The organism is Streptomyces sp. NPDC001832, from assembly GCF_040297265.1.
Lineage (GTDB): Bacteria > Actinomycetota > Actinomycetes > Streptomycetales > Streptomycetaceae > Streptomyces.
Genome location: NZ_JBEOYU010000025.1, coordinates 45196 through 63554, shown reverse-complemented (window position 1 = coordinate 63554; position 18359 = coordinate 45196). Strand labels below are relative to the sequence as shown.

The following is an 18359-nucleotide window of genomic DNA, read 5'->3' as shown; positions in this document are numbered from 1 at the left end:
CAACGAGTGAAACTCTAGCACCCCCACGGGAGTGCTCGGAAATCCGGTCCGTGCTGGTCAGCCGAGTCGGTGTCGCAGCGAGGCCCGAAGGTGCTCACTCGTTGGCGGCACGGGGGCGTTCCCCGTCCTCGTACTGGTCGAAGAGCGGAGTCCGGCCGCGGTCGCGGGTGCGGCGGGACTGGTCGGTGCGCTGGCGCGGCGCCGGGTCGACGGGGGGTGCCACGGGGTGCGAGGTGCCCGTCTGGGTGGGCTCGGCGGTGCTGGAGCGGGCCGCGCTCCAGGTCTCCGGGTTGCCGACCTCGATGCCGCCCGTGGCGCGCGGGGCGACCGGCGCGGTGACGTACGTCGGCAGGGGGACCGGGACCGGCTCCCAGCTGTCGCCCTGGGCCAGGCCTCGTTCGCGCTGCTGGTCGACCCATTCGGCGTGGTCCGTCTGCTCGACCAGGGCGCGGCGGCCGGCCTCCTGCGGGGAGATCACCGATGCGGGCTCGGGCTCGGGGCGGCGCGCTTCGGGCTCCTCGTCGGCCTCGGCGGCGGCCACCGCGGCCGGCTGGTGCCTGCGGGGACGGTTCTCGCGCAGATGCTGCGCCGCCACCTCGGCCCGCCGCCGGTCCATGGTGAAGGCGAACCGGCGCCGCTCCTGGGCGCGCAGATGCACGATGTACGCGCTCAGCAGTACCGCCGGAACCGCGGGTGCCCAGAGGAAGCCGAGGCCGCCGACCGCCGCGACGACCGCACCGAGGGTGAAGGCGAGGAAGAGGACGATGGTGGTACGCCGACGGCGCGCGAGGACCTGGAGGCGCTGGGCGCGCCGGACGCGCTCGGCGTCCGTCCCGCCGGTGCGCGGGCGCGCGCGAGGCACGGAACCGGGTGCGGGACGCTCCCGGTCCGGGCGCTCACGCGTGCGCGCCGGGTCGTACACCCGGGCTTCGGTATGCGCCTCGGGCGCGGCAAAGGCCCGGACGTCCACGGAATCCATTCGGTCCGTGACGGCGTCCGGGTCGACGTCGGGCCCCGCCTCCTCGGTGGTGCGCTCCTGCAACTCCTTGGCGTACCGGCGCTCCATGGCCGCCCGTCCGGACAGCAGCCGGATGGCGGTGCTGAAGCGTTCCGTCGGACGGGCTTCATTGAGCTCGTCCTGCCTGCGGAGCCACATCGGCACCAAGTAGGCGGCCCAGGCCCCGACAATGACTGCGTAGATGAGGCCGCTGCTGCTCACGTCTCACACCGTAGAGGGGTTTGCGCGGGGACATCGGCCAATTGGCCCGGTGTGTCGCACGATCCGGCTGATATCAAGGACTTTTTTTGTGATTGTTCAGATCAGCAGTGTGGGTTTGCGCATCCGATTGCTGTCATATGCTGATAAAAATCGAACACTTATTTTATTTCCGGTGGCGTTCCGGGTCGTGTCCGGTGCCAGCGCCGGAGCAGCCCGTCGGGTACTTCCTCCGCGGTGAGCGCGTAGACCAGATGGTCCCGCCAGTCGCCGTCGATATGGAGATAGCGCGGACGCAGACCTTCCTCACGGAATCCCAGTTTCTCGACGACCCTTCTGCTGGGCCCGTTCTCCGGCCGAATACAGACCTCGATGCGGTGCAGTCCGACCCTGCGGAAGCAGTGGTCGACAGCAAGGGCGACCGCGGTCGGCATCACACCGCGCCCCGCCACGTCCTGGTCGACCCAGTAACCGATGTGGGCCGAACACATCGAGCCCCAGGTGATCCCGGCAACCGTCAGCTGGCCGACCAGACGGCCCTCGTACTCAATGGCGAAGGGCAGCATCCGGCCCGCGTCGGCCTCGCGGCGCAAATGACGGACCATCTGACGGTACGTGGGGCGCCGGGCCACCGGGCCGCCCGGGGCGGGCGGCGGCACGGTCGCTTCCCAGGGGCGCAGCCAGTCACGGTTGCGCCGGTTGACCTCGCGCCACACGCGCTGGTCGCGCAGCCTTACCGGACGGAGGGTGATCTCGCCGTCTTTGAGGATCACCGGCCAGGTCGGGACGTTCAGCTCGGACTCCCGGGTCGGGGGTGATCGCCGCCACGAAGCTGGTCGACGGCGTGCACCAGGAGACGTGCGAGGACGGCGAGACCGTCCCGCACCCCGCCGGTGGAGCCCGGCAGATTCACGATGAGTGTGTGGCCGGCGACGCCCGCGAGGCCGCGGGAGAGCGCGGCGGTGGGCACCTTGCCGCGGCCCTCGGCGCGGATCGCCTCGGGGATGCCGGGGATCTCGTGGTCGAGGACGCGGCGGGTGGCGTCAGGGGTGCGGTCGGTGGGCGAGATGCCCGTACCGCCGGTTGTGACGATGACGTCGTAGCTGGCGGCCACCCCGTCGCGCAGCGCCTGTTCGACGGGATCGCCGTCGGGCACGACCTGCGGCCCGTCGACGGCGAAGCCGAGTCGCGTGAGTGCCTCGGCGATGAGCGGTCCGCCCTTGTCGGCGTAGACACCGGCCGCGGCGCGGTTGGAGGCGGTGACGACGAGAGCGGCGTACGGGGCTGTCGGCGCGCCACCGAGTGGAGCCTCGGGGTCATCGCCGGGCTGCCCGGTTCCGGGCGCAGTCATGCGTCCGCTCCGTCCGGTGCGGTACAGACGTAATCGCCGGACTTGCCGCCCGACTTCGACTCGACCCGCACATCCGTGATGACCGCCGCCTTGTCGACCGCCTTGATCATGTCGATCACCGTGAGCGCGGCGACCGAGACGGCGGTCAGGGCCTCCATTTCGACGCCGGTGCGGTCCGTGGTCTTCACCGTGGCGCTGATCTCCACCGCGTCGTCGGCGACGCTCAGATCGACCTCGACGCCGGAGACGGCGAGCGGGTGGCAGAGCGGGATCAGGTCGGGGGTGCGCTTGGCGCCCATGATCCCGGCGATACGGGCGGTGGCGAGGGCATCGCCCTTGGGGACCCCTTCGCCGCGGAGCAGCTCGACGACGCGCGGCGCGACGAGAACCCGGCCGCTCGCGCGGGCCATCCGCGCGGTGACGTCCTTCTCCGAGACGTCGACCATGCGGGCCGCGCCCGCGTCGTCGATGTGCGTCAGCCTGTTCTGCGTACTCAACTAACTCCGCCTCGCGGTAGGGCGCCGGTTGCCCGCTCGGCCCGCACCGGGGTGCGGGCCGGGGGCCCGGGGATGTCCCCGGGAAGGCACAGCGGCAGATACCGTACCGCCACCGCCCGGGGGTCAGCGGAGCAGGATCACCTCGGTGTCCGTGCCGGGCTCGGCGGAGATGACGTCCTCGGGCAGCACGATCAGCGCGTCGGCCTGGGCGAGAGCCGCGATCAGATGCGATCCGGAGCCGCCGACGGGGGTGACGGTGCCGGCCTTCGCGTCGTACGTACCGCGCAGGAACTGGCGCTTGCCAGACGGCGAGGTGAGTGCCTTGTCGGTGTTCAGCGTGGCCCGGACGGTGGGGCGGTTCACATCCTGAAGTCCCATCAGGGCGCGGATCGCGGGCCGTACGAACAGCTCGAAGGAGACATACGACGAGACGGGGTTGCCCGGGAGCGCCAGCAGCGGCGTGTGTTCGGGGCCGATCGAGCCGAAGCCCTGCGGCTTGCCGGGCTGCATGGCGAGCTTCCGGAAGTCGATACCGCTGCCGGGCTCGTCCTCGTCGCCCACCGACGACAGGGCTTCCTTGACGACGTCGTACGCGCCGACGCTGACGCCTCCGGTGGTGACGACTATGTCGGCACGGATCAGCTGGTCCTCGATCGTGGCGCGGAGCGTGTCGGCGTCGTCGGTGACGGCGCCGACCCGGTAGGCGATCGCTCCTGCGTCCCGGGCGGCGGCCGTGAGCGCGAAGCTGTTCGAGTCGTAGATCTGTCCGCCTGTCAGCACTTCGCCGGGCTGCACCAGTTCGCTGCCGGTGGAGATGACGACGACGCGCGGCCGGGGCCGTACCTTCACCGTCGAGCGGCCGATCGCTGCGAGCAGCCCGATCTGCGCCGGGCCGATCACGGATCCGGCGCGCAGGGCCAGATCGCCCGGCTTGACGTCGCTGCCGCGGGCCCTGACATGGGCGCCGGCCTCGACGGGGCGGTGCACGCGGACCTCGCCGCCGGCGCCCTCGGGGGCGGCGCGGTGGGCGAGCATGGTGTCGGCGGCGCCGTCGCCGGTACCGCCGTCGGTCCACTCGACCGGGATCACTGCCTCGGCGCCGGCCGGCAGCGGGGCGCCGGTCATGATGCGGGCAGCCTCGCCCGGGCCGACGCTCTGGTCGCCGGGCAGCCCGGCGCTGCCCGCCGCGACGTCACCGATGACGGTGAGCACCGCGGGAAACTCCTCGTCGGCGCCCGCCACATCGGCGACGCGGACCGCGTACCCGTCCATCGAGCTGTTGTCGAATGGCGGCAGGGCGATCTGCACGATGACGTCCTCGACGAGGACGCAGCCCTGGGCGTCGTGCAGTTGCAGCTCGATGGGTTCGAGCGGCCGCACTGCGCCGAGAATGTCTTCCAGGTGCTCGTCCACCGACCAGATCGTGCTGCTCAAAGTGCTACATCTCCTCGGCGACGTAACTGCGGAGCCAGGTCCGGAAGTCCGGGCCCAGGTCTTCACGTTCGCACGCAAGTCTGACAATGGCACGGAGGTAATCGCCCCGGTCACCGGTGTCATAGCGGCGTCCCTTGAAGACGATGCCGTGCACGGGGCCGCCGATCTTCTCGTCCTCGGCGAGGAGTTGCAGGGCGTCGGTGAGCTGGATCTCGCCGCCGCGGCCCGGCTCGGTCTTACGCAGTATGTCGAAGACGGCGGGGTCCAGGACATAGCGGCCGATGACGGCGAGGTTGCTGGGCGCCTCGGCCGCGTCGGGCTTCTCGACCAGACCGGTGACGCGCACCACATCGCCTTGGGCAGTGGGCTCGACGGCCGCACAGCCGTACATATGGATCTGCTCCGGGGCGACCTCCATCAGCGCGACGACGCTGCCACCCTCGCGCTCCTGTATCTCGACCATGCGGGCCAGCAGTGGGTCGCGCGGGTCGATCAGGTCATCGCCGAGGAGGACCGCGAACGGCTGGTCGCCGACGTGCGGCGCGGCGCACAGCACGGCGTGGCCGAGGCCGCGCGGGTCGCCCTGCCGGACGTAGTGCATGGTGGCCAGATCGCTCGACTCCTGGACCTTCTGAAGCCGTTCGACGTCTCCCTTGCGGGTGAGCGCGGACTCCAGCTCGTAATTGCGGTCGAAGTGGTCCTCGAGGGCGCGCTTGTTGCGGCCGGTGATCATCAGAACGTCGGAGAGACCGGCGGTCACCGCTTCCTCGACGACGTACTGGATCGCAGGCTTGTCGACGACAGGCAGCATCTCCTTGGGGGTGGCCTTGGTGGCCGGCAAGAAGCGGGTACCGAGGCCCGCGGCCGGAATGACAGCCTTGCTGATCCTGGTGTGCGACTGAGTCATGCACAGAACCATAACTGGTACGTATGGGCGGAAGGTGAGGTTCCGGTTAACTTTGTACACCTATATGCACATACGAGAGAATTCAGGTGCCGATGAACACCGATATGCCCCAAAAGGCAATGCTCAGGCGTGAACTGCTGGCCGCGCGGCGCCTTCTGACCCGTGAAGACGTGGAAAACGCCGCGTCGGTTCTGTCCCAAGGCGCATTGAATCTTCCGGAGCTGTCCGCGGCCCGTACCGTCGCCGCGTATGTCTCGGTGGGGAGTGAGCCGGGCACCCGCGCCCTGCTGGACGCGCTGCGTGAGCGGGGCGTACGGGTGCTGCTGCCGGTGCTTCTCGCGGACAACGATCTGGACTGGGCGCCGTACGAAGGAGCCGGTCGTCTGGTCCGGGCCGGCCGCGGGCTGCTGGAGCCGGACGGGGAGCGCCTCGGCCCCGACGCCGTCCTGGACGCCGATGCCGTCCTGCTGCCGGGCCTCGCGGTGGACGCGCGCGGGATGAGGCTCGGTCGTGGCGGCGGCAGTTACGACCGGGTGCTGGCCCGGCTCGCCGCGGCGGGGGCGCACCCGGCGCTGGTCGTCCTGCTGTACGACAACGAGGTGGTCGCGCAGGTCCCTGAGGAACCGCACGACCACCCCGTGGACGTGGTGGTGACACCGGCTGTGACCCGCCGGATGGGCCCTACGGTTTGAGGGTCAGGGTGTCGGTCGTCGACTTGGTGACGGCGTTCGTCCCGAAGGACCAGTGAAGCAGTTCACCGTTGAGCCACTTGTCGGTCTGATCGGTGTAGTGCGCACTGAACGCGTGCCCGGAGGCGCCGGTGAGGTTGATCCAGCGGGACTTGTCCCAGTCCCCCACGTTGACCACCATCCGCATCGACGGAACCCAGACGACCTCGTAGCCGCCCGCCGCATTCCAGCCGGTGGCGTTCACCGCGGCCTCGCCGCCGCCGAGATTCCACGGGCCTCGGTTGAGGACCCGCTGGAGCGGAACGGGGCCCTCGGTGCCGAGGGTCTGGTTCTTCAGGGTCAGCTGGTGCAGCCGACCCCAACTCCAGGTGCTGATGTCCTTGCCGAGCTCGGCGGTCAGCTCCCAGTGGGCGTCCTCCATGGCGCGGGCGAAGAGCTCGTCGCGGTTATCGATCGCTTCGTCCCGACCGCGCGCCGGCGTCTTCCACCAGTCGCTGTTCGGGTCGTCCATCAGGTTTGCGACCACCTGGTACCAGCGGTCACCGCCGTCCGGCTGCGCCGAGTCCGCGTCACGCTGGCCGCACTCGCGCACCAGCTTGCCCTGCTCGTCGACCGGGCCCGAACTGTCGGCCTGCGGCACGTACAGGCACTCGCCCTCGACTCGCAGCTCCTTGGGCAGCTTGTCACCGAAGGCCAGCTTGAGGATGTTGCGCCAGACCGCGTTGAAGTACGCGGCCGCGGCCGAGTCGGGTTCCTGGGTGTAGTCCCAGCCCTCCAGGAGCTTCTGTGCCTCGCGGACGCTCTTGTCCGAGACATTGATCTTCATCAGCTCGGGCACCAGCAGCGCGGCGATCTCGCTGGTGTTGTCCATCTGCATTTTCTGCATGTCTGCGGTCGAGATCTTCCCGCCGCCCTTGATCTTCGACTGGATGAGGTCTTCGATCCGCTGGCTGCGGGAGCCGTAGCCCCAGTCCTTGGTGAGCAGGTAGGGATACTTCTCCTCGTCGATGACGGCCTGGTTGGCGGTGACGATGTAGCCGCGCTTCGGGTTGTACTCGTACGGCAGCTCGTCGAACGGGATCGGTTCCTTCTTCCAGCCGTACTCCGAGGACCAGCCGGGGCTGGGCATCGTGCCGTCGCCCTGAACGCGGACCGGGATCTTCCCGGGGGCCTGGTAGCCGATGTTGCCCTTGGTGTCGGCGTAGATGAGGTTCTGCGAGGGAACCTCGAAGTGCTCGGCCGCCTTGCGGAAGCTCGTGAAGTCCTTGGCCCGGTTGAGCTCGAAGACCGCGTCCATGGACTGGCCGGGGTCCAGCGCCGTCCACTTCAGGGCGACCGCGTAACCGTCGGCCCGGTCCGGGGCCGAGTTGCCGACGGGAGCCTTCTCGCCGACCTTCTCCAGTTCGCTACTGCGGTCGGAGACCAGCGGACCGTTGTTGGTCTCGCGGACGGTGATGTGCCGGCTCTCGCCGCCCGCGACCTTGATGGTCTCCTCGCGGACGGTGAAGGGCTCGACCTTGCCGTCGTACATGTAGCCGTCGTCGGAGACCTTCTCCAGGAAGAGGTCAGTGACGTCCGCGCCCAGGTTGGTGAAGCCCCAGGCGATGTCCTGGTTGTGGCCGATTATCACGCCGGGCATGCCGGAGAAGGTGTATCCGGCGGTGTCGTACTGGCATGTCGGCGTGATCTCGCGGCAGTGCAGCCCCATCTGGTACCAGAGCGAAGGCAACTGCGGCGCCAGGTGCGGGTCATTGGCGAGCAGCGGCTTGCCGGTCGTCGTGTATTTGCCGGAGACCACCCAGGAGTTGGACCCGATGCCGTTGCCGTTCGGGCCGAGGAGCGACGGGATCTCGTCGAGGGTGTCGGAGAGCGAGGAGAGCTGGGTGTTCAGGCCCTCGGCGGCGCCCGCCGCCGTGCCCGAGCCGGCGCCCGTCGACGGCGTCGCGGCCGGGTCGAACTCTCCGCTGGCCGAGGAGACCGCGCCATCCCGGACGATCGGCTTGTGCTTGTCGTACGGGTAGGCCGGGTACAGGTCCTCGATCTGCTTCGCGTCGAGCCTGCTGGTCATCAGCGAGCGGTCGATCTCGTCCTGCATGTTGCCGCGCAGGTCCCAGGCCATGGCCTTGAGCCAGGCGACCGAGTCGACCGGGGTCCATTCGGCCGGCTTGTAGTCGTTGGTGAAGCCGAGGGCGGCGTACTCGACGGAGATGTCCTTGCCGTCGCGCCCCTCGAGGTAGGCGTTGACGCCGTCCGCGTACGCCTGGAGGTTCTTCTTGGTGTCCGCGGACAGGACCTTGTCGTACTCCTCCTGGGCGACCTCGTGCCAGCCGAGCGTGCGCAGGAAGGCGTCCGTCTCGACCTGTCCTTCACCGAACATCTCGGAGAGCCGACCTGCCGTCATATGACGGCGGACGTCCATTTCCCAGAAGCGGTCCTGTGCGTGCACGAAGCCCTGGGCACGGAAGAGGTCGGCGTCGGAGTCCGCGTACAGCTGCGGGATTCCATAGCTGTCGCGCTTGACGTCGACGTCACCGTCGAGGCCGTCGAGCTTGATGGAACCGGTCGTCTGCGGGTACGAGGCCCGCACGGTCGATACGGACCAGAAAGTGCCGTAACCGATACCCGCGACAAGCGCCAGCACCAGGACGATCACGATCAGGCGGGCACGTCGCCCCTTCTTCCTGCCGGTCTTCCCACCGGTGGAACCGGTGGTGCCGGAAGGGGCGGTTGTGTTGGCGGGCATCGCTGTCCTTCGAGGGGCAGGTGGTCCTGGGAGTGCAGGAGCAACCATAGGCGCAGCGCAAGGGCGGCTCTGACGCGGCATCGGGATGGTTCGAATTGCCCAGCGATCGTACGAATGATCGAGCGCGTCAAGAAAACGTTAAAGATTAGGTAAGGTAACGAAGTATCGGCCGCCAACGGCCGATGCCGAGGGTCGAAAAATTCGGCAGGCGCACGCAGGGAAGGAACGGCCACTGACTGTCCACACGCTCAACGAACTCCTGCTCGTCTGCTCACTTGTCCTGCTCGTCGCCGTGGTGGCGGTGCGCATTTCGTCCCGCAGCGGGCTCCCCAGCCTGCTCCTGTACCTCGGCATCGGGATCGCCATAGGGCAGGACGGCATCTTCCACGTCACGTTCAACAATGCGGAACTGACCCAGGTGATCGGCTATGCCTCACTTGTCGTGATCCTCGCCGAGGGTGGCCTGGGCACGAAGTGGAAGGAGATCAAACCCGCACTGCCGGCTGCCGCGGTGCTCTCGACCGTCGGCGTCGCGGTGAGCGTCGGCGTCACCGCGGCCGGGGCGCACTACCTGGTCGGGCTGGACTGGCAGCAGTCGCTGATCCTCGGCGCGGTCGTCTCGTCGACGGATGCCGCCGCGGTCTTCTCCGTGCTGCGCAAGGTGCCGCTGCCCGCCCGGGTCACCGGAGTCCTGGAGGCCGAATCCGGCTTCAACGACGCGCCCGTCGTGATCCTGGTGGTGGCCTTCTCGACCAAGGGGCCGATGGAGAGCTGGTACGCACTGGTCGGCGAGATAGCCCTGGAGCTCGCGATCGGTGCTGCCGTCGGTCTCGCCGTCGGCTGGCTCGGCGCGTTCGGGCTGCGACATGTGGCACTGCCCGCGTCCGGGCTGTATCCGATCGCCGTGATGGCGATCGCGGTGTCCGCGTACGCGGTCGGTGCCCTGGCCCACGGCAGTGGCTTCCTCGCCGTCTATCTGGCCGCGATGATCCTCGGCAACGCCAAACTGCCGCACTGGCCCGCCACCCGCGGCTTCGCCGACGGACTCGGCTGGCTGGCCCAGATCGGCATGTTCGTGCTGCTCGGGCTCCTGGTCACCCCGCACGATCTGTACGACGACTTCTGGCCCGCGGTCATCGTCGGACTGGTACTGACCGTGGTGGCACGTCCGCTGGAGGTCTTCATCTCGCTGGCGCCGTTCAAGCTGCCCTGGCAGGAGAAGGTGTTCATGTCCTGGGCGGGGCTGCGCGGCGCCGTACCCATCATCCTGGCGACCATTCCGATGGTGTCCGGAATCGAGGGCTCCACCCGGGTCTTCAACATCGTCTTCGTGCTCGTCGTCGTGTACACCCTCATCCAGGGACCGACCTTGCCCTGGATGGCGAAGGCCCTGAAGATCGCCCACGATCCGGCCGAGGCCGCCGACCTGGGCATCGAGTCAGCGCCGCTGGAGCGGCTGCGCGGCCATCTGCTGTCGGTGGCGATCCCTGGGAAGTCGAAGATGCACGGCGTGGAGGTCGGGGAACTGCGGCTGCCCGCCGGGGCCGCGGTCACCCTGGTCGTACGGGACGAGAAGAGCTTCGTACCGGCGCCGTCGACCGCGCTGCGGCGCGGCGACGAACTGCTGGTGGTCACCACCGACCAGGTGCGCGACGCGACGGAGGAGCGGCTGCACGCGGTCGGCGAGGGCGGCAAGCTCGCGGGCTGGCTGGGGACGAGTGGCAGCGGTGGCGAGAGCCTCGCCGGGCCTCATGTGGCACATGAGGTGGCGCACGCGCTGAAGGCCGCGAAGAAGATGGGGAAGGCCGACGGGCGGAAAGGGCGCCGCTGAAGGCTGTCTAAGGGCGGACGCCCTTGCACACAATCAGAGGTGTGCAAGGGCGTCCGCCTGTATCATGCAGGAAACTTGATCGGCGCCTGCAGTGGGGCCGGTCAACCAGATCGACCAACCCGATCGACCAACCTGAACGACCAACTCTGCCTGATGCAGAGCTGGCGCGACCGTATGGCGGTCGTGGCGTCCTCCGCCTCTGCTGAGCGCCCGGCATCTACCGCAGTTCCGCGCGAAGAGGACAGCTCTCGGCAGCACCCGCACGAGCCCGCACCACCTGCGTCGGCCCGGACCTGCGGGAGCTCTGCCACCAGGCGGCAGAAAGGCATGGACCGTGGCGTCCACGGTCTCCGACCGCCCCGGTTACGGGCAGTTGCTGCGCACCCCTGGTGCGTGGACGTTTCTCCTGGCGGGCTTCGCCGCACGGCAGCCCTTCGCGATGCTGACGATCGGCATCGTGCTACTGGTTCAGCACACCACCGGCTCGTACGGCAGCGCAGGCTCCGTCGCCGCCGTGACCGGTGTCTCCATGGCGCTGTTCGCACCACAGACCGGCAAACTCGCCGACCGTTTCGGCCAGCGCGCCGTGCTGCTGCCCGGTGTCCTGGTGCACGCGGCATCCGTATCTGTGCTGACGGCGCTGGCGCTGGCGGACGCGCCCCTGTGGGCCCTGTTCGCGGCGGCCGTGCCGACCGGTGCGTCCGTTCCGCAGATCGGGCCGATGGTACGGGCCCGCTGGGCAGCCGTACTGGGCGCTGCACCGGGCCGCAATGCCTCGCCGCTGATGTCCACCGCGGCGGCCTTCGAATCGGTGACGGACGAGTTCACCTTCGTCATAGGCCCGGTGCTCGCCACCGCACTGTGCACGGGAGTGCACCCGGCGGCCGGTCTGATCACGGAGGCTGGGCTGACCCTGGTCGGCGGACTGCTCTTCGCCGCTCAGCGCCGCACCCAGCCCGCGGTGCGCAGCACCGCGTCCGGCACCTCCCAGCGGCATGCGTCCGCCCTGTCCGTACCGGGTGTACGGGTGCTCGCGGTGGCCTTCCTGGGAATAGGCGCGGTCTTCGGCGGCATGCAGGTCTCACTGACCGCCTTCACCGAGGAGATCGGCCGGCCCGGGGCAAACGGTCTGCTGTACGGGGTCTTCGCAGCCGGCAACATGCTGGCCGGGATCGCCTGCGGCGCCATCGCCTGGAAGAGCGGCCCCCGGCGGCGTCTGATCGTCGGGTACGCGGCGCTGACCCTGACCGCGTCCGGGCTGTGGGCAGTGCACTCCGTGCCCCTGCTGGCCGGCCTCGGACTGCTGGTCGGGCTCTCCATCGCCCCGGCCCTGATCAGCGGCTACACACTGGTCGAGGCGCTGGTGCCGGGGTCTGCCCGGACCGAGGCGTTCACCTGGCTGACCGGCTCGGTCGCCCTCGGCCAGGCAGCCGCGGTGACGGTCGCCGGGCGGCTCGCCGACGCCCACGGCGCGAGCACCGGTTTCGTGGTACCGCTGGTGGGGACCGCGCTGGCGCTGGTCACCCTGGTGGCACTGCGTTCGAGACTGACACCGGCCCGCGCGACCATCACGGCCGCACGCGGCGCGGTCCACCGCGACCTCGATCCTGTCGCGGCCACAGAGTGATGATTCATACGCTCGCATCAGTCAGCGTCGAAGCGTCGAAGCGTCAGCGGAATACGTCAGTGTGACTTCTCCGCCACATGATGTGGCAGCTTTTCGCCTCGGAGGCCACCCGACAGCCTCTCAGGCCAGCGGCCCCCAATGATGACGGCCAAGCCCTGACCGCTGCCCTCTCTGGGCAGGTGACAGACATAACTGCAAACAGCGGCCCGCAGCAGCTACCATGGACGACTGTTAGCACTCATCGAGTGAGAGTGCCAGGAGGAAGACAAGTGCCGACCTATCAGTACCAGTGCACCGAATGTGGCGAGGGCCTTGAGGCGGTGCAGAAGTTCACCGATGACGCCCTGACCGTGTGCCCGAGCTGCGAAGGACGCCTGAAGAAGGTGTTCTCGGCGGTCGGCATTGTCTTCAAGGGCTCCGGTTTCTACCGGAACGACAGCCGTGGCTCCTCGTCGAGCAGCACGCCGGCGTCGTCCTCGGCGAAGGCGTCCGGTTCCGCTTCGTCCGATTCGTCGTCGTCGGCGGGGTCGGACACGAAGTCGTCCGCCGCCTCCTCGTCCGCCGCGTCTTCTTCGTCGACCTCGTCGACCTCGGCGAGTGGTACGTCGGCTGCCTGAGCCGAAACCGCACTTCCCCGAGGACCCCGCCGATCCGTTCGTCGGGGTCCTCGGCGTTTTCCCACGCCGTTAGTGTGATCGCATGGCAAACGCAGAGATCGGTGTCATCGGCGGCTCGGGCTTGTACTCCTTCCTGGAGGACGTCACGGAGGTGCGTGTGGACACCCCGTACGGACGGCCGAGCGACTCCCTGTTCCTCGGCGAAGTCGGCGGTCGCCGAGTCGCCTTCCTGCCCCGCCACGGACGCGGCCACCATCTGCCGCCGCACCGCATCAACTACCGGGCCAACCTGTGGGCGCTGCGCTCCGTCGGCGTACGTCAGGTGCTCGGCCCGTGCGCGGTGGGCGGCCTGCGTCCGGAGTACGGGCCGGGCACCCTGCTCGTGCCCGACCAACTGGTGGACCGCACCAAGGCCCGGCCACAGACGTACTACGACGGGGAGACCCGGGCCGATGGCGCGGAGCCGAACGTCCTGCATCTGGGCTTCGCCGATCCGTACTGCCCCGATGGGCGCAGGGCCGCGCTGGCGGCGGCTCGCGCGAAGAACTGGGAGCCGGTGGACGGCGGGACGCTGGTGGTCGTCGAGGGGCCGCGCTTCTCGACCCGGGCGGAATCGCGCTGGCATGCGGCGATGGGCTGGTCGGTGGTCGGGATGACCGGGCACCCGGAGGCGGTCCTCGCCCGTGAGCTGGGCCTCTGCTACACGACGATGACGCTGGTGACAGACCTCGACGCGGGCGCGGAGGCCGGGGAGGGGGTCTCGCACGGGGAGGTGCTGAAGGTGTTCGCGGCCAATGTGGACCGGCTGCGTGCGGTGCTCTTCGACGTGGTGGCCTCGCTGCCTGCGGAGGCGGACCGCGACTGCACCTGCTCGCATGCGCTGGACGGGCTCGAGACGGGGATCGAGCTTCCTTAGCGCCGTGGGTGGCGGTTGCGGCGTGGTGCGTGACGGTTGCGGCGTAGATGGGTGACGGGGTTATCCACAACACTGGGGCCGTCCACAGGCTTCGGCAGGAAACTCATGGACGGTGGATCGTGAGGGGTGTTCGTCCGAAACTCCTCACGGCAGGTGGTGTTGGCCATGTTCCCGTCGCTCCCGTCTGTGTCCTCTGAACGTTTCACTCCGGTTGCCGGGGAGGTATGTCCGACGGCTCCGGGGCCTCCGGCGCCGGCTCCCCCGCCCAGTGGTGTGCCCACGTTCGAGCCGTTGCGGGTGCGCGGAGGCAGTGGGCACCGGCTGCGCCGGGCTTTGTGGCGGCAGCGCCGCGCTCTGGCCGCCGGGCTTGCCCTGACGGCTGCCGTGCTGGCCACGACGGGGCTGGGTGGGGGCGGTGCGGGCGGCGATACGGCGCACGCGTCAGGGGCAGGGAGCACGGCCGGGGCAGCGCCGGAGCGGGCGCGGCGGCCAGTTCCGTTGGTGTCCGCGCCGGTCCGGATCGCGGATGCGGGGACGGTGCGGCTGTTACGGCCGGGGGACCGCGTCGATGTGATCGCCGCGGAGGGGACCGGATCCGATGCCCGTGTGCTGGCGAAGGGCGCACGGGTGGCAGATGTACCGGAGGCCACGGCCGAAGGGCTCACGGAGAACGGTGCGCTGATCGTGCTGGCCGTCCCCCGGGGCACGGCCGCCTCGCTGGCCGGTGCGGGTATCTCGGCCAGGCTGGCGGTGACCCTGTGCTGATTCGCACTGATGAGCTGTCACGTCTCCCGACCAACGCCGCGAATTGGGTGCGGGACGTACGGCAGAAGGACCGGCAGCAGCGTCGTCGGACCACCACGGAGCGGGGCTCAGATGTGGTGGGGCGGCTTCTCGTCGAGGAAGCGCGCCAGATCGGCGGCGCTCCCACCGGCCGGGGCCCGCTCACCCCACCCTTGGTCCGTATCGTCCGCGGACTGCTGGTCCAGCGGATCGTCGAAGACCAGAGCCGGCTCGGGTTTCGTCTGTTCCGGCTGGGTCGGCTTCGAATCGCGCGGGCTGGGGGCAGGGGCGGTGCTCATATCTCAAGGGTACGGCCCTGGTCAGCGATCCTCGGCAGGGTGAATCCGTTCGCCCGTCCGGCTCGAAGCCCGCAGGACGGCTCGAAGCCCACCGGAGGGCTCGCAGTGCGTCAGACGGCTCGCAGTCCGTGGGACGCGAAGATCTCGCGGGCCGAGGCGGCCTGCTCGGGGGTGGGTGACGGGGTGTCGTGCAGGGTGAAGGGCCTGCCCAGCGCCTGCCACTTCGCCTCGCCGAGCTTGTGGAAGGGGAGGACATCGACACGGGAGACATTGCCGAGGGAGGCGGCGAAGGAGGCGACACCGTCGACGTTGGCCGGGTCGTCGGTCAGTCCCGGCAGGAGTACGAAGCGGACGTGCACCTCTTTTCCGAGGCCGGCGAGGCGGCGGGCGAAGTCCAGGGTCGGCTCCAGCGGGCGACCGGTGACCTTGCGGTACGTGGCTCGGTCCCAGGACTTGATGTCGAGCAGGACCAGATCGACGTCGCGCAGTAGGGCGTCGGTGGCTCGGGCGCCCAGGAAGCCGGAGGTGTCCAGGGCGGTATGCAGCCCCAGCCCGTGCTTGAAGCGGTGGAAGAGCTCACCGGCGAAGACCGGCTGCAGCAGTGGTTCGCCGCCGCTGATGGTGGCGCCGCCGCCCGCGGCCCGTATGAACGTCGTGTACTTGCCCGCTTCGGCAAGGAGGTCGTCCGCGGACATCCGGGTGCCGCTGCGCATCCGCAGGGTGTCGGGGTTGTGGCAGTACAGGCAGGCCAGTGGACAGCCGGCCAGGAAGGTGACGAAGCGGGTGCCGGGGCCGTCGACGCCCGTCGACAGATCCCAGGAATGGACCGATCCGGAAATCGGCCGACGGGTGGCCGCACCCGCCGGAGTGACGGAGGCGCTGATGTTGTCGATGTCGCCGACGTTGTCAACACTGCCGACGTTGTCGACGTTGTCGAGGAGTGCGGCCATGGCAGGGCCTCCTGTGCGGGCGGGGCGTTCGGTGGTCTGGCGCTGTGGGTGCGGAGCGCGCGACGCCGGGGCCCCACGGGGGATGGGCTCCCGACGCCGCGCGGTTCAGGGGGATCGGAACGATCAGGGAGGGTCAGAGCAAGCCGTGGAAGGTGCGGTTGATGACATCGAGCTGCTGCTCGCGGGTCAGTCGCACGAAGTTGACCGCGTACCCGGAGACCCGGATGGTCAGCTGCGGATAGTTCGCCGGGTGCTCCATGGCGTCTTCCAGAGTCGCTTTGTCGAGCACGTTGACATTCATGTGGAAGCCGTCGCTCGCCATGAATCCGTCCAGCACGCCGACGAGGTTCTGGACACGCTCCTCGGGGGTGCGGCCGAGTGCGTCCGGCGTGATGGTGTTGGTCAGCGAGATGCCGTCCTCCGCATCGTCGTACGGCAGCTTGGCGACCGACAGGGCGGAGGCGATGTAGCCGTGCTCGTCGCGCCCGTTCATCGGGTTGGCGCCCGGAGCGAACGGGGCGCCCGAGCGGCGGCCGTCCGGGGTGTTGCCGGTCTTCTTGCCGTAGACGACGTTGGAGGTGATGGTCAGCACCGACTGGGTGTGCACCGCGTCCCGGTACGTCGGGTGCTTGCGGACCTTCTCCATGAAGTCGTGGACGATGGAGCGGGCGATGGCGTCGGCACGGTCGTCGTTGTTGCCGTACGCCGGGTAGTCGCCCTCGATTTCGTAGTCCGTCGCGAGACCTGTCTCGTCCCGGATCACCTTGACCCGGGCGTGCTTGATGGCGGAGAGCGAGTCGGCGGCAACCGACAGACCTGCGATGCCGCAGGCCATGGTGCGCAGGATCTCCTGGTCGTGGAGCGCCATCTCCAGGCGCTCGTATGCGTACTTGTCATGCATGTAGTGGATGACATTGAGTGCGTGCACATACGTCCTGGCCAGCCAGTCGAGCATCGCGTCGTACCGCTCGGCGACGGTTGCGTGATCGAGGTACTCGTCGGTGACCGGCTCGAAGCCGCTCACCACGAGCTTGCCCGTCTTCTCGTCACGGCCGCCGTTGATCGCGTAAAGCAGCGCCTTGGCAACGTTCACACGGGCGCCGAAGAACTGCATCTGCTTGCCCATAGCCATCGCGGAGACGCAGCAGGCGATCGCCGTGTCGTCGCCGTACTTCGGGCGCATCAGCTCGTCCGACTCGAACTGGAGAGCCGAGGTGTCGATGGCGGCCTTCGAGACGAACTCCTTGAATCCGGCGGGGAGTCGCCGCGACCAGAAGACCGTGAGGTTCGGCTCGGGGGCCGGGCCCAGGTTGTAAAGGGTCTGCAGGGCCCGGAAGGTCGTACGGGAGACGAGCGGGCGGCCGTCCTCACCGATGCCGGCCATCGACCAGGTGACCCAGGTCGGGTCGCCGGAGTACAGGTCGTTGTACTCCGGAGTACGCAGGAAGCGGACGATACGGAGCTTGATGACGAAGTCGTCGATGAACTCCTGCGCCCGCTCCTCGGTGATGAGTCCGCGCTCGATGTCGCGCTGGAGGTAGACGTCGAGGAAGTTGTCGATGCGGCCGATCGACATGGCCGCGCCGTTCTGCTCCTTCACGGCGCCGAGGTAGCCGAAGTACAGCCACTGCACGGCCTCACGACCGGTGCGGGCGGGCTTGGAGATGTCGTGGCCATAGGACATCGCCATCGCCTTGAGCTCGTTCAGGGCCTTGATCTGCTCGGCGATCTCCTCGCGGTCCCTGATGACGTGCTCGGTCGGCCACTGCTCGCGGAGGGCGGCCCTGTCGGCCTCCTTGGCTGCGATCAGCCGGTCGACGCCGTAGAGGGCGACGCGGCGGTAGTCGCCGATGATGCGGCCGCGACCGTAGGCGTCCGGCAGTCCGGTGATGATGCCGGAGGAGCGGCAGGCCCGGATCTCGGGGGTGTACGCGTCGAAGACGCCCTCGTTGTGAGTCTTGCGGAGACGGGTGTAGATCTCCCTGACATCGGGGTCGGCCTCGTAGCCGTACGCGTTCAGAGCACCCTCGACCATCCGCCAGCCGCCGTTGGGCATGATGGCGCGCTTGAGCGGGGCGTCGGTCTGGAGCCCGACGATCAGATCGCGGTCGGCATCGATGTAACCCGGCCCGAAGGCATCGATCCGGGACGGGGTCTTCACGTCCACGTCGTGAATACCGCGGGCGTTCTCGTCCGGGAACATCGAAAGGAGCTTCTCCCAGACCGCGGTGGTCCGGGCGGTGGGGCCGGTGAGGAAGGAACTGTCGCCCTCGTACGGGGTGTAGTTCCGCTGGACGAAGTCGCGGACGTCGATCGCGTCGCGCCACAGTCCGCCCTCGAAGCCGTCCCAGGCCCCGCTGCCCGTCGTCGTCTCTGCCGCAGTCGCCGTCATGGCCCGCACCTTCCGAGATCGTCCGTGCGCCTCATTACCGCTGCGTCCATTGCACTCCCGATTTCCGCAGTCGCGGGCCCGCAATGGTCCCTGCCGAAGGGTCCAAG

The 18359-nt window shown here is 69.0% G+C and carries 16 protein-coding genes; 6 read left to right on the top strand and 10 right to left on the bottom strand.

The features are described from left to right. Positions 1-94: 94 nt before the first annotated feature. The 6 genes from sepX to galU form a co-directional block, all read right to left on the bottom strand. The gene (sepX, locus tag ABT115_RS20115) at positions 95-1219 is read right to left on the bottom strand and encodes a divisome protein SepX/GlpR (protein WP_351791432.1); all 1125 of its coding nucleotides are present in this window, start codon (positions 1217-1219) and stop codon (positions 95-97) included. Positions 1220-1377: 158 nt separating this feature from the next. Further along, on the bottom strand, positions 1378-1989 hold the full coding sequence (locus ABT115_RS20110; protein ID WP_351791429.1) for a GNAT family N-acetyltransferase: 612 nt from the start codon (positions 1987-1989) through the stop codon (positions 1378-1380). Between the two features lie 17 nt (positions 1990-2006). After that, entirely contained in the window at positions 2007-2567 is a 561-nt protein-coding gene (locus ABT115_RS20105; RefSeq protein WP_351791426.1) for a MogA/MoaB family molybdenum cofactor biosynthesis protein, read from the bottom strand. Continuing rightward, complete coding sequence (gene moaC / locus ABT115_RS20100) at positions 2564-3064, bottom strand: cyclic pyranopterin monophosphate synthase MoaC (protein ID WP_351791424.1); 501 nt, start codon at positions 3062-3064, stop codon at positions 2564-2566. Before moaC ends, ABT115_RS20105 begins: the two co-directional genes overlap by 4 nt. A 123-nt stretch (positions 3065-3187) precedes the next feature. Then, positions 3188-4498 carry a molybdotransferase-like divisome protein Glp gene (glp, locus tag ABT115_RS20095; RefSeq protein ID WP_351791421.1) on the bottom strand — a complete coding sequence of 437 codons (1311 nt, stop codon included), beginning with the start codon at positions 4496-4498 and terminating at the stop codon, positions 3188-3190. A 4-nt stretch (positions 4499-4502) separates the two neighbouring features. Beyond that, positions 4503-5405: a UTP--glucose-1-phosphate uridylyltransferase GalU gene (gene galU / locus ABT115_RS20090; protein WP_351791418.1), complete on the bottom strand. Its 903-nt coding sequence runs from the start codon at positions 5403-5405 to the stop codon at positions 4503-4505. Positions 5406-5497: 92 nt separating this feature from the next. Here galU and ABT115_RS20085 point away from each other — a divergent pair, with 92 nt between their 5' ends. Beyond that, entirely contained in the window at positions 5498-6097 is a 600-nt protein-coding gene (locus tag ABT115_RS20085; RefSeq protein WP_351791416.1) for a 5-formyltetrahydrofolate cyclo-ligase, read from the top strand. On the opposite strand, the gene ABT115_RS20080 is transcribed toward ABT115_RS20085, so the two are convergent. Further along, entirely contained in the window at positions 6087-8837 is a 2751-nt protein-coding gene (locus tag ABT115_RS20080) for a penicillin acylase family protein (protein WP_351791414.1), read from the bottom strand. The two genes, ABT115_RS20085 and ABT115_RS20080, sit on opposite strands and share 11 nt — an antisense overlap. A gap of 292 nt (positions 8838-9129) precedes the next feature. Here ABT115_RS20080 and ABT115_RS20075 point away from each other — a divergent pair, with 292 nt between their 5' ends. The 5 genes from ABT115_RS20075 (at position 9130) to ABT115_RS20055 (ending at position 14593) form a co-directional block, all read left to right on the top strand. Further along, positions 9130-10668 carry a potassium/proton antiporter gene (locus ABT115_RS20075; protein WP_351791411.1) on the top strand — a complete coding sequence of 513 codons (1539 nt, stop codon included), beginning with the start codon at positions 9130-9132 and terminating at the stop codon, positions 10666-10668. A 334-nt stretch (positions 10669-11002) separates the two neighbouring features. Continuing rightward, positions 11003-12295: an MFS transporter gene (locus tag ABT115_RS20070; protein ID WP_351791409.1), complete on the top strand. Its 1293-nt coding sequence runs from the start codon at positions 11003-11005 to the stop codon at positions 12293-12295. 269 nt (positions 12296-12564) lie between these two features. Further along, the gene (locus tag ABT115_RS20065) at positions 12565-12912 is read left to right on the top strand and encodes an FmdB family zinc ribbon protein (RefSeq protein ID WP_351791406.1); all 348 of its coding nucleotides are present in this window, start codon (positions 12565-12567) and stop codon (positions 12910-12912) included. Positions 12913-12994: 82 nt separating this feature from the next. Continuing rightward, complete coding sequence (locus ABT115_RS20060; protein WP_351791403.1) at positions 12995-13828, top strand: S-methyl-5'-thioadenosine phosphorylase; 834 nt, start codon at positions 12995-12997, stop codon at positions 13826-13828. Between the two features lie 165 nt (positions 13829-13993). Continuing rightward, complete coding sequence (locus ABT115_RS20055; RefSeq protein ID WP_502969129.1) at positions 13994-14593, top strand: hypothetical protein; 600 nt, start codon at positions 13994-13996, stop codon at positions 14591-14593. Between the two features lie 107 nt (positions 14594-14700). On the opposite strand, the gene ABT115_RS20050 is transcribed toward ABT115_RS20055, so the two are convergent. From ABT115_RS20050 to pflB, 3 genes are all read right to left on the bottom strand, one after another. Next, positions 14701-14910, bottom strand: a complete 210-nt coding sequence (locus tag ABT115_RS20050) for a hypothetical protein (RefSeq protein ID WP_351791401.1) — start codon at positions 14908-14910, stop codon at positions 14701-14703. Between the two features lie 110 nt (positions 14911-15020). Next, a complete protein-coding gene (gene pflA / locus ABT115_RS20045) occupies positions 15021-15860 on the bottom strand; it encodes a pyruvate formate-lyase-activating protein (protein WP_351791399.1) in 840 nt (279 codons plus the stop codon). Positions 15861-15993: 133 nt separating this feature from the next. Then, entirely contained in the window at positions 15994-18252 is a 2259-nt protein-coding gene (gene pflB, locus ABT115_RS20040; RefSeq protein WP_351791397.1) for a formate C-acetyltransferase, read from the bottom strand. Between the last annotated feature and the right edge of the window lie 107 nt (positions 18253-18359).

Excerpts from the sequence above, each read along its gene's own strand:
- ABT115_RS20105 (WP_351791426.1), bottom strand. The coding sequence starts at position 2,567 with ATGACTGCGCCCGGAACCGGGCAGCCCGGCGATGACCCCGAGGCTCCA.
- galU (WP_351791418.1), bottom strand. The coding sequence starts at position 5,405 with ATGACTCAGTCGCACACCAGGATCAGCAAGGCTGTCATTCCGGCCGCG.
- ABT115_RS20085 (WP_351791416.1), top strand. The coding sequence starts at position 5,498 with ATGAACACCGATATGCCCCAAAAGGCAATGCTCAGGCGTGAACTGCTG.
- ABT115_RS20080 (WP_351791414.1), bottom strand. The coding sequence starts at position 8,837 with ATGCCCGCCAACACAACCGCCCCTTCCGGCACCACCGGTTCCACCGGT.
- ABT115_RS20060 (WP_351791403.1), top strand. The coding sequence starts at position 12,995 with ATGGCAAACGCAGAGATCGGTGTCATCGGCGGCTCGGGCTTGTACTCC.
- ABT115_RS20055 (WP_502969129.1), top strand. The coding sequence starts at position 13,994 with ATGTTCCCGTCGCTCCCGTCTGTGTCCTCTGAACGTTTCACTCCGGTT.
- ABT115_RS20050 (WP_351791401.1), bottom strand. The coding sequence starts at position 14,910 with ATGAGCACCGCCCCTGCCCCCAGCCCGCGCGATTCGAAGCCGACCCAG.
- pflA (WP_351791399.1), bottom strand. The coding sequence starts at position 15,860 with ATGGCCGCACTCCTCGACAACGTCGACAACGTCGGCAGTGTTGACAAC.
- pflB (WP_351791397.1), bottom strand. The coding sequence starts at position 18,252 with ATGACGGCGACTGCGGCAGAGACGACGACGGGCAGCGGGGCCTGGGAC.